General features: G+C 44.2%; 11 protein-coding genes. 5 read left to right on the forward strand and 6 right to left on the reverse strand.

Annotated elements, in window-relative coordinates; genetic code table 11:
• Positions 1-90: 90 nt before the first annotated feature.
• Positions 91-507 (reverse strand): globin, encoded by a 417-nt coding sequence (locus tag SWOO_RS17005; protein WP_195742807.1) that lies wholly within the window; start codon positions 505-507, stop codon positions 91-93.
• A 177-nt stretch (positions 508-684) separates the two neighbouring features.
• On the reverse strand, positions 685-1,041 hold the full coding sequence (hpf, locus tag SWOO_RS17010) for a ribosome hibernation-promoting factor, HPF/YfiA family (RefSeq protein WP_012325911.1): 357 nt from the start codon (positions 1,039-1,041) through the stop codon (positions 685-687).
• A gap of 591 nt (positions 1,042-1,632) precedes the next feature.
• On the opposite strand from hpf, the gene SWOO_RS17015 reads away from it, so the two are divergent.
• Genes SWOO_RS17015 through SWOO_RS17025 form a run of 3 tightly spaced genes read left to right on the forward strand, consistent with a single transcriptional unit; the run spans position 1,633 to position 3,909 of the window.
• Positions 1,633-1,932 (forward strand): hypothetical protein, encoded by a 300-nt coding sequence (locus SWOO_RS17015; RefSeq protein WP_012325912.1) that lies wholly within the window; start codon positions 1,633-1,635, stop codon positions 1,930-1,932.
• Positions 1,933-1,935: 3 nt separating this feature from the next.
• Positions 1,936-3,561 carry a PepSY-associated TM helix domain-containing protein gene (locus SWOO_RS17020; protein WP_012325913.1) on the forward strand — a complete coding sequence of 542 codons (1,626 nt, stop codon included), beginning with the start codon at positions 1,936-1,938 and terminating at the stop codon, positions 3,559-3,561.
• Positions 3,562-3,564: 3 nt separating this feature from the next.
• Positions 3,565-3,909 (forward strand): DUF3325 domain-containing protein, encoded by a 345-nt coding sequence (locus tag SWOO_RS17025; RefSeq protein ID WP_012325914.1) that lies wholly within the window; start codon positions 3,565-3,567, stop codon positions 3,907-3,909.
• A 91-nt stretch (positions 3,910-4,000) separates the two neighbouring features.
• Here the strand turns inward: SWOO_RS17025 and SWOO_RS17030 are convergent, their stop codons facing one another.
• On the reverse strand, positions 4,001-4,378 hold the full coding sequence (locus SWOO_RS17030; RefSeq protein ID WP_012325915.1) for a hypothetical protein: 378 nt from the start codon (positions 4,376-4,378) through the stop codon (positions 4,001-4,003).
• Positions 4,379-4,523: 145 nt separating this feature from the next.
• On the opposite strand from SWOO_RS17030, the gene SWOO_RS17035 reads away from it, so the two are divergent.
• Positions 4,524-5,417, forward strand: coding sequence for an AraC family transcriptional regulator (locus SWOO_RS17035; RefSeq protein ID WP_012325916.1), 894 nt, complete (start codon positions 4,524-4,526; stop codon positions 5,415-5,417).
• A gap of 20 nt (positions 5,418-5,437) precedes the next feature.
• A complete protein-coding gene (locus SWOO_RS17040; protein WP_012325917.1) occupies positions 5,438-5,878 on the forward strand; it encodes an OsmC family protein in 441 nt (146 codons plus the stop codon).
• Between the two features lie 21 nt (positions 5,879-5,899).
• Here the strand turns inward: SWOO_RS17040 and SWOO_RS17045 are convergent, their stop codons facing one another.
• From SWOO_RS17045 to SWOO_RS17055, 3 genes are all read right to left on the reverse strand, one after another.
• On the reverse strand, positions 5,900-6,919 hold the full coding sequence (locus tag SWOO_RS17045; RefSeq protein ID WP_041418230.1) for an HD-GYP domain-containing protein: 1,020 nt from the start codon (positions 6,917-6,919) through the stop codon (positions 5,900-5,902).
• Positions 6,920-6,943: 24 nt separating this feature from the next.
• Positions 6,944-11,692, reverse strand: coding sequence for a response regulator (locus tag SWOO_RS25580; protein ID WP_012325919.1), 4,749 nt, complete (start codon positions 11,690-11,692; stop codon positions 6,944-6,946).
• Positions 11,693-12,040: 348 nt separating this feature from the next.
• The gene (locus SWOO_RS17055) at positions 12,041-15,334 is read right to left on the reverse strand and encodes a S41 family peptidase (RefSeq protein WP_012325920.1); all 3,294 of its coding nucleotides are present in this window, start codon (positions 15,332-15,334) and stop codon (positions 12,041-12,043) included.
• Positions 15,335-15,417 lie beyond the last annotated feature (83 nt).

Raw genomic sequence — 15,417 nt, forward strand, 5'->3', positions numbered from 1 at the left:
ATAAGTAAACTTATACCAATCAGTATAAGGAAGCGAACTACTCAGTGTGGCTTTTGATAAACTAACTCAAAACGAAAAATACAATTGGTATTACTCCACATCATAAATATGCTTCATAAACTCAATCCCCGGCGCCATAGTGATCCGCCAGGCAACCGCACACTCATTGTTATACTTAGGATAGATCTTCTCCAGAGCGGCAAGCACTGAGTTAACAAAAACCGCATAGAGTTCAGAGTCCACATGAAATTTATCTTTATGATCTATTGCCAACTTAACCAGCTGCTCATCGGCAATTTTAGTCACAAAAAAACAGATGATAAAGCCAAAAGATTCTCTCACCATCTCATTCTGCTTGGCCATATTGGTATGTTTAAACGCCGCTTTAACTTGAGGACTACTGCTGACAAATATTTCATAAAATGTACTAAAAAACAGCTCTTCATTACGCAGAACGAAATCATAACTGTCGTTAAATATTTCACTAAAATCAATATTATTACTCATAGTAAACCTTATAGAGTCCATTCATCACTTCACTGATATATAAATCATAGTTGAAGCTTGGCTTCATAATTGATCCTAAGAAATTTTTTTACAAAAAAAAGCCACCGAATTATCGGTGGCTTTAAATTTTTATCTTTTACCTAGGTAGCAATAAGATAAAGCTAACGCATCATTGACTTAAACCAGTTTCATCTCTTGAATGATCTCATGAGCAATCTCTGGAGTCGTGCTTACAGGCTTCTCATGCTTATCGGCTTTTAATTGCCCTTTACGATGTTTAAGCGCTGCATCTAGCTTTTTGGCTGCTGAAGCAATGGCTGGGAACATGATTTCATTTGTTCCTGAAGCTGAAATTCGGCTACCTTCATAATTGGTACGCAACTCAACCTGATGCTCACCGTGTTCTTTTGAAATGATAACATCTAGCGAGATTAACGACGGGAAATGAGTTGCGATTTTAGAAAACTTGTCGTTCACATGCTCTTTGATTGAATCGGTTACATCAACGTGGTGACCTGAAAGATTTATTTTCATAGGTTTTCCTTTTAAGAATTACTTCAATAATAGAGCTTGGGGCTGAGACGGGAAAACACAAGGGGGCATGTAAAAGAATTTACTTAGTCACTTTTGCCGCACACTTAATATATTTCTACCCTTTACTATCAGTCCTTTATAACTCTGTATCCATTCTAACGATGACATATAAATGTTAGCAATATGGCCAACATATTAGCCTGTCTTACTGTTCACAGTCCCCAATCTGTACACAAATATAGATAAGCTGCGTCATAGACTATCAAACTAGCTGACTTAATATTTACTCCTCAAATACCACAAAAGCAAGCCTCTACTATATTCAATGTCCAAAATTAAGACGAAACTAAGGTAATCGTCATAAAAATGAGCTAAATGCAGAAAATTTTGTCAATAAAAAGTACTAAATTTAATCTACATGATAAGCATAAGCCAAAATGAACACTCTCGATATGAGATGCAGCTCTCATCTCCTCAAATTTACAGATTAAATCTAAATAAAAACCGTTCTCATTATCAAAAGTTCATGTAAAATCCCCCTATTCTTGCTTTCAATACCTGCTAAGCACGACTCTTTAGGACCTTAAAACTGTGGCATTCGTTAATTTAAAGTGGCCAGAACTGTTATCAAAACCTAGCGTTGATATCTTCTCCCGCTCTCTCGCAGCTATCTTTGGCGGCTACCTAGTTGCCGCAACGGCTTGTGGACTGCTCGCTTTAGCGCTACCACTTCCAGTAGCACAGAGTGTACTGACAGCCATGATGCTCTCTTTTGCTCTCTATACCATCGCTGCATTATGGGCTTTCAGCGTCAAAAGGAGCCGACAGGCTTGGCGTGATCTCTTATGTATTAGCACACTGTTTTACCTTCTTATTTTACTTTTAGGTTAACCCATGAAAGAGACTTTTTTCCGCACCATGACCTGGCTACATACTTGGGTCGGCCTACTGGTCTGCTGGGTATTGCTATTGGTGTTTTTCGCTGGAACCCTTAGTTACTACCGTTATGAGATCTCCCTATGGACTCAACCTGAGCTACATAAAGAGGTCTTTCAAGATTACGAGAAGAGTCAGATCAAGGCTCAACTTACACAGGCACAAGCCTATCTTGCCCAACATGCCAGTGATACAAAAGACTGGCGAATTAATTTCCCCACGGAGCGTAAGCCTTACCTCAGTTATGGCTGGCAAACACAACCAGAGCCAGGTCAGCGCCGCGGGAAGTTTATTGAGCATATCGTTAAAACCGACGGTAAAGGGATCATCACAGATACTCGCGACTCCCGCGGTGGACATTTCTTCTATCGATTACATTTCGATCTACACTACATGCCCGCCAACATCGCACGTTGGATAGTCGGCTTCTGCACCATGTTTATGCTACTGGCCTTAATCAGTGGCATAGTGATCCATAAACGTATCTTTAAAGACTTCTTTAGTTTCAGACGTAACAAAGGCAGCCGTTCATGGTTAGATGCTCACAACGTCAGCTCTGTATTGGCACTTCCCTATCACTTAATGATCACCTACACAGGTCTTATCACCTTAATGTTGATCTATATGCCCTGGGGCATACTGACAGCCTATGATGGAGATGCTCGCGCTTTTCGTGCAGAGCTCAAACCTAGCCGTGTACAGGTAAAACCCGCTGATATACCAGCAGATATGATACAGATAGACACTCTGCTACCTAAGGTGAAAGATTTTTGGGGAGATGTTCCACTCAAACAGGTTGTTATCAGTAACCTTAATGACAAGAACAGCAGAATCAGTTTCTATCAAAATACACAACAGTCAGTAACAGATAAACGAGTCCCACTTATTTTCAGTGGCACTGACGGTAAGCTGCTCAGTGATACACCTGTCACGCCATCAGCAACTCATGTCACCCATGATACCTTGATGTCTCTACATACAGCGCGGTTTGCCGAACCTGTGCTCAGAGCATTTTTCTTCATCTGCGGCATTATGGGCTGCGCCATGATAGCTACCGGCACCCTTTTATGGGCAATAAAAATACGTCAAAAACAGCAGAAAAGGATTAAAGATGGCGCCAAAGCGACACTAGGCTTACGTTTGGTTGAGGGGTTAAACCTAACCTTTATCGCAGGACTTCCTCTTGCCACCTGCAGCTTTTTCTACGCTAACCGCATTTTAGCTAAAACCATGGAGAACCGAGCTCAATGGGAGATAAATAGCTTCTTTATTGCCCTAGCACTTGTCGCGCTATTAGCCTGCTTTAACCGAGGGCAAACTAGCTGGCGCTTAGTATTACGTCTATCAGCAGCAGGCCTCATCGCCATTCCAGTACTTAACGCATTAACCTCAAATAGCCATTTGATAAGTAACATCACCGGGCAACAGTGGGCGTTAGTTGGGTTCGATCTTATCTGTATGTTATTTGGTGGCGCACTTTGGTTTGCTTCAAACAAGCTTAGGCATACAACTAACCTCGCTAAGGTAAACCGACCAGCTAAACAGGATTCTCACCTTTCACAAACAGTTAAAGAGGGAGCATAAGTGATGATATCAAACTCAATGACACTTAGCTTATTGACCTTTAGTTACCTAGCGCTAGGCTGTATGGCACTGGCGATGTTCTCTCACTTTCGTGATAGTTTTAAGCGCTCACCAACTCCAGCTCAAAGCCGAGGACTTTACTGGATAGGTTGGGGGATCCTCGCTCTGTGTTATTACCTAGGCATTCGTTATCTAGGTTTTGCCTATGGCAGTATTCTGTTTACGGGGATTTTATCCTTTGCGGGGCTCTTAGTTATTTTAACCGCGAGCTACCAGCCTAAACACCTCCCTCACCTAATGGCAGGCTCCAGCTCTCTGGGTGTCGCACTCATGTTTATGGGTTCGTGATAATCCAAATATAGAAAAGCCGCACTATTGCGGCTTTTCTATGCTTTCCAACAGATAAGTGAGAAATAAATTACCCGTTTTCTCGGTCAAGTTAACCTTGGATACCGTCAATATCGTACCAAGGCGTTGGGTTGATTGGGCAGCGAAAGCGAACGCCTTCAGATGTCACGTTAATCACATCACTTTTTAAGGTTTCGCCAGGCTCTAGAGGAAACATATCCAACGCTTCATGAGTGGTAAAATTTTGTAATTGAAAACCGACAAGCTTGCCAGCCTTATTGGTAATGATAAATTGATACTTACCTGGTTTCAGCGATGCTAATGTATCCCTTGCTGAAAAATGACCTCCATGTTGATCGAGATAGATCTCAACGACACCATCAGCGTTTTTCTCAGGGGTTGCAGCAAACACATTTAAGCTCAAGACTAACGCAGTAAGGGTAATAAATTGCAGAACTAATTTTTTCATTTTCTATTCCTAAAGTATGGCTGTTTAATTCCTGTTTAGAATAAGAAAAACATAGAGTTTGCGGTATGCCTATGAGTCTAGAGTTTATGTCTGAAGAGCTATTTATACTGATTGGTATTTAATTAACGGAGCAATGAAGGAAACAATGTCAGCATTAAACGGATTACTCTCCTCTTTTCACCTCAATGCAACTATCTTTCACCGCTCACTCGTCTGCGATCCCTGGAGTACTGATACCTCAGGCTCAGGGCTTGCGAGCTTCCACCTCATCAGCTCAGGCAAAGCTTTTCTTTTTTGTGATGACTATCAAGCAGAGCCTTTAACGGCTGGCGATCTGGTGATCTTTCCCCATGACTCACCCCATATCATCAGCCATAGTCCTGATAAACAAACAGCAAAAGAAACTGACGGCTTTGTCGCTTACCCATTTAGCGACAACACGCCTCACTCTGCTGGATTAATGTGTGGCTATTTCGACTTTAAAGAGGACAGTTCTCACCCTGTGATTGCCCAGCTTCCCTCCTGTATTTTGATAAAATCACAACAAAACCAAGGCGTGTTAGCCAGTATCATTGAGAGCTTGATTTTAGAAGTGACACTTGGTGCTCAAGCCAGCGATATCATTCTCTCTCGCCTTTGTGAAGTCTTCTTTCTCAGCCTATTAAGGCAACTTTCTGCTGAAGATAACTCGCAAATGGGTCTTTTTCGCGCCCTACAGGATACTAAGATGGCGAAGGTTCTTCAGGCCATAGATAGTAACTTAGCCGCGCCATGGGATCTGAACTCACTTGCTAATGTTGGTGGTTACTCCCGAGCCAGTTTCATCAACCACTTTAAAAACTATCTGGACACCACACCGCAAGAATACCTCTCACAACTGAGGTTAACTAAAGCTAAGAAACAGCTTATTAGAGGTGATGCAGTATTAAAAGTTGCGTTAGATGTGGGTTATAGCAATGATGTATCATTTGCTAAGGCTTTTAAACGCTACTTTGGTTACGGACCAGGAGTATGCAGGGCTAACAGCAGTTCCAGTTAATCAGACATTAAGGAGTCGTCATGAGCTTCTCAGTTATCACCCAATGGAACACTCAAGCGAGCATTGAGGGTGAGTTTAATCGAGACCACAGCGTAACATTTGGGAGCGGACAAACAGTTCAGGCTTCATCAGCCCCTGAATATAAAGGCAACCAGGAGAGGGTCAATCCGGAGGAGCAGTTACTTGCAGCACTCTCATCCTGCCATATGCTCACTTTCCTCACCATCGCACACCTAAAGCGTTTACCAGTACAAACTTATACCGATAACGCCAGTGCCATCTTAGGAAAAAATGCAGCAGGAAAAATAGCAATTGTAAAGTTAGTATTAAAACCGGAGATCGTCTTCCAATCAGGCGTCGATGTCTCAGCTGAAGTATTAGAAAAAATCCACGAAAAAGCGCACGCAAACTGTTTTATCGCCAATAGCCTCTCATCTGAGATAGAGGTTATCTATTCATAGCACAGAGCAAACTCCCCTACTCTAACCTTGAAACTTACTCTTAATCTCCAAAATATCATCGATACATGCGATAAAAAGCGTCACCAGGGAAGGGTCGAAATGTCGGCCCGACTCCTCTTTAAGCAGCCCCAACGCTTCATCAACACTCCATGCCTGCTTGTAGGGACGGATGCTAGTCAGTGCATCAAACACGTCTGCAATAGCAACGATGCGCCCCACCATAGGGATAGCTTCACCTTTTAATCCATAAGGATAACCTGAGCCATCCCATTTTTCATGGTGTGATAGAGCAACAGTGCGCGCAATACTGAGCATCTCGGAGCTATCGTCACCTAAGATCTCGGCGCCAATCTCTGCATGGGTGAGCATCACTTGCCACTCATCCTCATCCAGTTTCCCCTGTTTTTGTAAAATCGAATCTGGAATACCTATCTTACCGACATCATGCATTGGCGCTGCCACTCTTAATGTCTCGGCATCTTTCTCACTCATTCCGGTGGCTAAAGCCAGTACATAGGTGTAATGGCTCATGCGGATAACATGCATTCCAGTTTCGTTATCTTTATACTCGGCAGCTCGCCCTAGCCTTTGCACCACTTTTAACTGGTTATCAGATATCTCTTGAGTCTTCTCTAGCACCTTCCTATCAAGCTCACGGTTTTGATTATAGAGAGCTAAGTGTGTCTTCACTCTGGAAAGCACAATGGCTGGGCTGATAGGTTTACTGATGTAATCCACAGCCCCCAGCTCAAAACCTTTCACCTCATCCTCCTGAGCTATCTTAGCTGTAACAAAGATAATAGGGATATGACGAGTACTATGGTCCTCCTTTAACTGCCGACACACCTCATAACCATCAATACCGTCCATCATCACATCCAGTAAAATCAGATCAGGAGGCGAAGGCGAGCGGGTAATTTTCAGCGCGATCTCACCATTTCTTGCCACTTTGACTTTATAAAGGTCGCGTAAAACACCTGCTAACACATCGATATTTTCCGGCGTATCATCAACCACCAGCACTGTCGCCTTCTCAACCATACTCTTATCCACTCTTGATATCCCTTAATCTAGCTTCTCATTTAGTGACGATAACATTGAGGCAACCACAGCTCTTGCAGCTTCAAAATCATAGTTTTCTATCTGCTTACTCAGCTCATTAAACGCTTTATCTAAACTCCCACCTTTTAGAAAATATAGTTCATCGAAGATAAAGTCTCCCACTTCAGCCTCATAGTTCTCTAACATGGTATCTAATCTGTTCAACTTATCTCTCACTTCATCATCTGACAAGTTATCCTCTGATGGCTGACTCGCCACCGCTTCACTGAAGCCATCAAAATAATCAGCCAGCTCACTTCTAACCTCTTTTAATTGAGCTTTGACCTTTTCAAGCTGAGCGTTAAGCGCCACCATCTCAGTGTCAGCGACGCTACGCTGCTTAACACAAGACTCTAATTGGGCAGCCTCAATGGCCAAATCTGTCGCCCCTATGGTGCCTGCAACCCCTTTTAGGGTATGGACAACTCTCTCTGCAGCAATAAGATCGGTCTGGGTTAATGCCTGCATTAAATCACTTTCAAATGAGTCTGTTGAGCCGTTAAAGCGCTTAAGCACTTTACGGTACAGCGCACCATCCCCTTGTGTTCGCTCTAAGCCAGACTTGGTATCAATACTATTAAACTGGAGCATCTCGATATCACATCCCAGCTCCTTGTGAGCATTATCCGCTACCTCATCTTGAACTTTCACTGGGTGTTTCGGCTTAATAGAGTTCGCCATTGTGATAAAGGTATTTTGAACGTTTATCGGCTTTGAGATGTGATCTGTCATGCCACAACCAATAGCCTTTTCTCTGTCTCCAGCCATTGCGTTAGCTGTCATGGCTATGATTGGCAAAGCTGATAACCCCTCTACTTCTCTTATCTTCTTCGTTGCTGTGTATCCATCCATGACGGGCATCTGGCAATCCATTAACACACCATCAAATGACTCCTTGAGCAGACAATCGATAGCCTCCTGTCCATTCATAGCCACTACGGAGGTGATCTGGTTATTTGAGAGCAGGTCGACAATCAGCTCTCTATTTAAATCGTTATCTTCGGCAATTAAGATATGCGCTCCTGCAAGCTGCTTTAACGCAGCGCGGTACATCATCTCTTTCGCCGAGCTCTTACTGCGTTTATTGACCTCCCTACCTAAGGACTCAAGTATGGTATTAAGCAGGTGTGAGGAGGTAATAGGCTTGGTTAGCACTCCAGCAAAATTGACCCCTTGGGATAGATTGATTAACTCCTCTCTACCATAGGCGGTTACCATTAACACTTTAGGTTTTTCTGTAATTAACGACGACTCTTGGATAGCCCTAGCCGTATCGACACCACTCATGCCAGGCATCTTCCAATCTAGAAGCACCACTTGGTATGAGGCCCCCTCCTGCTCAAGTAATGCCATCGCTTGCTGGCCATTCGCCGCTAACGAGTATGAGATCCCATGCCCCTCTAACATATTGGCAAAGATCTCCCTAGCATTGGCATTATCATCCACGACAAGCACATGAATATTTTCAAGGGAAACCTTATCGAAGCTCTGAGTTTCAAGCGCTGAAGCTGGTGTTAAAGGCAGAATAAACTTGAAACAACTTCCCACGCCCTCCTCACTCTCAAAGCTGATAACTCCCCCCATAAGCTCGACCAAGTTTTGACTGATCACTAAGCCTAAACCCGTGCCGCCATGCTTACGGGTCGTGGATGAGTCAGCCTGTGAAAATGCCTTAAACAGCTTCAACTGCTGCTCTTTTGACATCCCAATACCTGTGTCTGAGATCTCAAAGGCCAGCTCTATATTGGTTTCATTGATGGAGTGAGCGTACACCTTTATCTGTACCTCTCCCTGCTCCGTAAACTTAATCGCATTATTACTCAAGTTAGTGAGCACTTGCGATAAACGCAGAGGATCACCGTTAAAATAGAAGGGTAAAGAGGATTCAGTATTAAAAAGCAGTTCAATCCCTTTATCTTTTGCTTTAAAACCGACAAGATCGCTGACATCTTCAAGGACATCCTCCAAAGAGAAGTCAATCTTTTCAATATCTAACTTACCCGCCTCTATCTTAGAAAAATCGAGAATGTCATTAATAATCCCCAGTAAAGACTCAGCTGAACGGTTCACTTTATCGATATAGTTTCGCTGCTTTCGATCAAGATCTGTCTCTAACGCAAGATGAGACATACCAATAATGGCGTTCATCGGAGTTCTTATCTCATGGCTCATGTTGGCAAGAAAGTCACTCTTAGCCCGATTGGCACTGTCAGCCTTCTGCTTGGACAGCTCCAGCTCCTTCTCCAACTGTTTGGCGGCATCAATATTCACATTGATACCGCTTATTCTTATCGCCCGCCCTTGATTATCACGTTCAAATACCTTGCCGACACTTAACATCCACTCATATTGGCCCGAATGATTAAGTAGCCTAAGCTCTTGACGATAGATCTCTTCATTCCCAGTAATATGAGCTTCAATTAACTCAGTATAAAGCTCACGGTCATCGGGGTGGATCAAACCAAGCCAAGTCCTGTTACCACTCTTTAATTCAGACCACTTATCATTACTGATGCAGAGATCATCCATCTTATAACCCAGCATCGTGACGCAGACATGGTTAATCAGCACCTTGCTCTCTAACGGAAAAGAGTCCCACATACCAAGCTGGGCACTACTGGAGGCGACATCGAGTCTCTCCTCTGATTCATGTAGCTTCAATTCACTGCTTTTCTGCTCGGTAATATCAAAAATACTGACATCAAGATATTCAGCACTCCCGGAAGCATTAACAGAGAAAAGCGCACGAAACTGCACATAGCGTTCAATATTTGAAGCGTTAATTATTCTAACGTCGGCTCTTAAAGAGGAACCATCTAATCGACTGGACTCCATCTGCAGATTAAACTCATCCACATCGGCTGGGTGTATCAGATCAAACAGATTAACTTGAGGGGCATCCCCTAAGAAAAACTCAATCTCATAACCAGTTATCTGAGCCATCTTGGGACTGGTATAGAGCATCTCGGAGGTGCGCCAATCTTCACTTAATCTATATCTAAATACAGCACCTTGGATATTACTGACCATAGAGCTAAACTGGGCTTGATTATATTTCAGCTCTTTTCGTACCATCTCTCTTTGAGTCACATCCAGCAGTGAAAGACGAATATCCTCTAGCTTGCCCTGCTCATCTAATTTAGAGATCACCGTCATAGAGGCGAATTTTTTCTGTTTATCATCCCTGAAAAGCTCAACTCTAATATCTGAGGTCACCTCACCAGAGAGCACATGATCAAGTAACTCTTGGGTAAACTCTTCGCTATGCTTAATGACATCATTAAACTTAAGATGAGAAAACTCCTCACGTTCTCGACCCGTTAACTGAGCAAAAGCCAGATTGTGCTTGATAAAATTGCCCTTAATGTCCAATGAGGCGTAAGCCACCGGTGAGTGCTCATAGAGATCCCACAAACGAGTCTCCCTCTCCTGCAGCTCCAAGGTGCGGGTATTCACTCTATCTTCAAGCTTCTCGTTGACCGCTTTGAGCTGTTCATGAATTCTGCGCCCTACCCAAACTGAGCCCATAAAGATGATACAGACGAGCAAAACAACCACAGCAAACATGCTGTAAACAATCCGCTGAAAGCTGGTGTAGTTTTTTCTTGCCTCTTTTAGAGTGAGTTCAGATACGATGCCAAAGCCATATTTATCGCTCCAGCGCCAAGCACCGATAACCTTATCCCCCTTAAAATCGATATAACCCGAAAAGTCCTCGCCATCTAAATGGTCGCGGATCTGCTTGGCGCTCTCAGTAAGGTGGACCTGATCACTTGAGCTAGGAGTGATCCCCGCAGCTTCATAACTGCTTTTGGGGATTTGAGAGGTAAGATTCAATACTGATGTTTGCCCCTTTTTTAATAGACCAAGGTCAACTAGCTTGCTGTTAAAACGACTTTCGGTTAATAAACGACCACGGTCATCGACAAAATATGAATCTCCAGTGTCCCCCACATGAGCACTACTGGTCAGTTTTGAGAACTCTTTATAGGGATTAATGCGCAGCGCTAGCACTGCGGGGATAGTGCCATTAACGAACTCAATAGGGCTCATCACAAACATGGTTGGAGTGTTTTTATTGAAGCTACCATCGGGAGTTTCAAGCTCAACATCTGAGTGCATCGGTGGGGTTATCACTATCTCCCCATTAAAAGCACTGGCCAAAAGCTCCGGGTATTTAGTCTGAACAATATTGATCAACCCTAAATTTGCATCTCGGTTTGACGCAAGGTTTATCCCATCTGGTGCGATAATAAAAAAGCCCATGGTGCCAAACGGTTTACTGTAACGAAAGTAAGCTGAGCGAGCCCACTCCACATCGGAGTCGAGCAGTAAGCTCTCCCTGTCTCTCGGCGCATGGAGCAGATCCTCCACATGGCTATGAAGTATGGGGTTAAACGCGACACTTAAAATTCTATCTTCCCATCCCGATACCCAAGCTTCAATCGCTGCATCGGCAACATCAACGACCCCTAATAGTGACTGGCCGCTCTTCTCTCTATCATTTTTGTCCGCAACAATGAGTCCAATCTTGGCGATAAGAAAAATGATGGTGACAAAAATAATCACCCCTGCACCCGCTAAACGACCATAGCGTGCATAACCAGAAAATTTCTCTTTGTCTTTAATCGTTAATAAACGCAAACGCCAAAACACAACACAAAGCGCAAGTAACATGACCACAAGTAAGGCAATTTGAAGCAACTTATCCATAGGGGTACCCAAAAAAGAAAAAGCTACAGAGTCGCAGAGCGACATCACTAATATCAATCAAATACAATCAAATATACAAGAAATTTCCCTTCAGAGGGTACTTGAATATAAAAATTAAGGAGATATGCAGAATAATTAACTATTGAAAGCTGACTTTTTACTCTGATTCAATGAAATATAGACGAAGGGAAATCAAAAATGGGGGTTACTGGCCTGGGAACCGCTTGGCCGTAACCCCCTAATATGTTCATAACAGACGAGGTGAAGGTCTGCGTACAACATAAACGCTTACTTCAAACTTTGACTTAACAATCTTTTTTACTCAATTGAGTGGATCTCGATCTACCTCTATTGACGAGTAATATCCTGAGCCATCCCTTTAGCTGGAATTGGTTGAGCCTTCAGGGGAAGAACAGGCGCTTGTACCAGCTCCTCTTTGAGATAGTTAATGGCACGCTCTAATTGAGCATCACCACCTTTAAAAGTCGCATAGGGTAAGTTATCAACCTCAATATCAGGACTGACTCCACGCCCCTCCAGCACCCAACGTCCATCCATCGCATATTGAGGGTATTCAGCGACCCGAGCCATCCCTTTATCCGTTAATGAATTTCGGCCAGATAGCCAGACACCGGCTCCAGCGGTTTGCTTACCAATAAGTGGGGCGATCCCGAGGGCCTTAACACCTGCAGAGAAGGTTTCACCATCGGAATAGGTCAATTGATCGGTCAACACCACTAAGTGTCCGCGGAAAGTTTGCTGCATATTAGTACTTGGAGTACCACGAGTTGGCTGCCAGAAAGCCCATGTTCTGCGCAGTAATTTCTCAATAATCCAACTATCGATATTACCACCACGATTACGGCGAACATCAATCACAAGACCCGCTTTATCGTAGTTGGCATAAAACTCACGGGCAAAGCTGGCAATATCACCGCTGCCCATGGCATACAGGTGCAGGTAACCAAACTCTCCGTCGCAGGCCTCACTCACTTTCTCAGCGTTTGAATTAACCCAATCTAAATATCTAAGCTTGGCATCACGACCAGGAGAGACAGGTTTGACGATGGTCTTGTGCTGTTTACTGCCCCGCTTGAGGGTCAACAGCACCTGCTTTTTAGCCTGATTTGTTAAAAAGCGAGTCACATCGGCGCGGTTTGTGACACTCTTGCCATTAATCTCCACCAAGATATCACCGACTTTAGCGTCCACACCTATCTGGGCTAATGGGGCTGCTTGAGATGGCAGCTCAGGATCGTTAGCATAGATATGAGTGATAGCTACTCCATTTTTTGTCTGCGCTAAACGAGCACCAAGACTTGCCGCTTTTGCCATATCCAGATCTTTAGGAAGATCGCCACCACGCACCTGAGAGTGCAGTGAGTCTAACTCGCCCATCATCTGTTTAAAGATATCATTGAGCTCATGTCGGTCCGTTAATCTGTCCACCAACGGCTGATACTTTTGCTTTGTTGCTTGCCAGTCAAGACCGCGCATCTGCTTATCAAAGAAGGAGTCTCTGTGCATTAGCCAAGCATCTTCAAACATCTGCTGCCACTCAAGTGCAGGCTCTATCGCTAACTGCCACGCTTGAGTCTGTACCTTGGCATTGGTTAATTTTTTAGGAAGCTTGTCAGCAGCATCGACTATCAACATATCTTGACCATCTTTGCTGTGCTTACGGATAAAGAGCTTCTTGCCGTCGCGTGAAAGACCAAAACTGCCAACATCCTCACTAAAGGTCTCAACCTTTGGTGATAATGGGTCAAACTTAACCACTTTAAGGCCCGGTACACTCTCTTTGCCCGGAGCCTGATCGATAAAATAGAGGCCGTTATCGTTCACCTTAAGCGCAGAATAGTTACCCGAAGCAACTGGCACCTGCCATAAACGCTGACCCAGACCACTCCAATCGACTTTAACGTCCGCAGTGCCCGCTGCTTTATCCTCTTTACCAACCGATGTTGTTTGAGTTAACTCATCTGGTTGACGAAATGGGAACTTGGCATCTTTATCTAAGGCTAAAGCAAATATTTCAGTGCGCTTATCAAACATGGGTCCCATATTACGATCGCCCCAAGGTGAGGTAGGTGTTGAGCTAAATTGACGGTCTGAGAGAAAATATAGCCACTGACCATCAGGGCTAAATGCGGGTGCATATGACTCATATTTATCACTGGTTAAAGCTTCACTTCGATCATCATCCAATGAATAGAGCACCACTTGCGGCCTTGGTGTGCCTAACTCAAATTTAGTCACGGCGATGTATTGGCTATCCCCCGACCAGACCACATCGGCATAGGGACCTAAGCCTTCACCTTGAGTAATGATTTTTTTGGTGCGGTTTCTTTTAAGATCCAATAGCCAAAGGTCACCATTGTAATCATCGGTCGCGATATAACGCCCATCAGGCGAGAGCTTAATCCCCATCCGTAGAGTCGTGCCATCTTTAGTTAGCTGCTTTGCCCCCTGACTGCCATCGGCAGGAAAGCGCCAGATCTCCTGCTCTCCCGATGCATCGCTTATCCCATACACCCAGCTCCCGTCTGGGCTCATCACTGCAGATCGCACTCGGCTGTTTCCGGGAAGTGCTAACTCAACAAGGCGGGAGCCATCGGTTCCCGCTATCGCAACATGACTTCTTGCGGTGATAACAACCTTATTTCCCTCAGGTGAAAGCTGAGTAGAGGTCGCATACTTCATCGGGCTATTGACCCAGTGAGCACGGCGATGGGGAAAGTCAGAAACCAGTTGAATATCCAAAGTGCGGCTTTCATGATTACTCAGGTCAAACAGCTTAATGTCAGCCCCTTGCTGAAACACTATCTTGCCGTTATCTAGGCGTGCTCCACGTACCGACCACTCTTTAAAATCACTGCTCTGTTTAATATCAGTGCCATCGAGTGCCATCGACCAGAAATTATCATTGCCATCTGCATCACTGATGAAATAGAGGCGGTTGTCCCACAACATAGGTTGACGAACAGAGCCTTGATGAGCACTGGTTAATAACTGCGCCTCTTGATCTGAATTGAGCTTATAACGCCATAACTCGCCCTTAGCACCGCCACGATAGACCTTGGCATTATCCCCTGTGGTTTGCAGGCCAAAACGGGTAAAGTAAAGGTACTCGCCTTTATCATCAATTGCCCCTTCAATGGCATCGGCTAGTGGTAGATCTTGAGCCTCTAATGTCTCGGGGTTAACCGTTCTTAATACCCAGTAGTTAGCCGGACCAAAAGCGTTATCAGTGGCGTAAAGCACTTTGCCATCAGCTGTCCAGCCTTGAACCCGAACACGGCTATTTTCAAAACTGACTCGCTTGGCCTGACCACCCGCTATCGGGATAACATAGACCTCACTGGTCCCCTCATAGTTGGCGACATAAGCCACCCACTTACCATCTTTAGAGATGGTTGCCCCTAACTCCTGTGCAGGCAAACTCGTTAACCTTTGCGCTTGCGGCTCACCCATCTGCTTAGTCCAGAGATCGCCCTCAGCGGTAAAAACTAACGTATTTTCACTCAGCGCTGGAGCTCGGTAGTAACCAGGAAGTGCTGTCGATTCTGATGCAATCGCGGTCGAAAAATTTAGACCACCGAATGCCAATAGGGTGCAAACAAGCGAGAGGCGAGGTTTCATTTTTAGCTCATTATTTTTATTTAATTTTTTATGGCCAACAAGGTAACAAACTTTTATTAATTCAACAGTAAAATAGTCAGTAA

The sequence above is a fragment of the Shewanella woodyi ATCC 51908 genome (genome assembly GCF_000019525.1).
GTDB classification, from domain to species: domain Bacteria; phylum Pseudomonadota; class Gammaproteobacteria; order Enterobacterales; family Shewanellaceae; genus Shewanella; species Shewanella woodyi.

What these genes read in the sequence shown, in the direction of transcription:
- SWOO_RS17005 (WP_195742807.1), bottom strand. Translation starts at nt 507, where the DNA reads ATGAGTAATAATATTGATTTTAGTGAAATATTTAACGACAGTTATGAT.
- hpf (WP_012325911.1), bottom strand. Translation starts at nt 1,041, where the DNA reads ATGAAAATAAATCTTTCAGGTCACCACGTTGATGTAACCGATTCAATC.
- SWOO_RS17020 (WP_012325913.1), top strand. Translation starts at nt 1,936, where the DNA reads ATGAAAGAGACTTTTTTCCGCACCATGACCTGGCTACATACTTGGGTC.
- SWOO_RS17025 (WP_012325914.1), top strand. Translation starts at nt 3,565, where the DNA reads ATGATATCAAACTCAATGACACTTAGCTTATTGACCTTTAGTTACCTA.
- SWOO_RS17030 (WP_012325915.1), bottom strand. Translation starts at nt 4,378, where the DNA reads ATGAAAAAATTAGTTCTGCAATTTATTACCCTTACTGCGTTAGTCTTG.
- SWOO_RS17035 (WP_012325916.1), top strand. Translation starts at nt 4,524, where the DNA reads ATGTCAGCATTAAACGGATTACTCTCCTCTTTTCACCTCAATGCAACT.
- SWOO_RS17040 (WP_012325917.1), top strand. Translation starts at nt 5,438, where the DNA reads ATGAGCTTCTCAGTTATCACCCAATGGAACACTCAAGCGAGCATTGAG.
- SWOO_RS17045 (WP_041418230.1), bottom strand. Translation starts at nt 6,919, where the DNA reads ATGGTTGAGAAGGCGACAGTGCTGGTGGTTGATGATACGCCGGAAAAT.
- SWOO_RS25580 (WP_012325919.1), bottom strand. Translation starts at nt 11,692, where the DNA reads ATGGATAAGTTGCTTCAAATTGCCTTACTTGTGGTCATGTTACTTGCG.
- SWOO_RS17055 (WP_012325920.1), bottom strand. Translation starts at nt 15,334, where the DNA reads ATGAAACCTCGCCTCTCGCTTGTTTGCACCCTATTGGCATTCGGTGGT.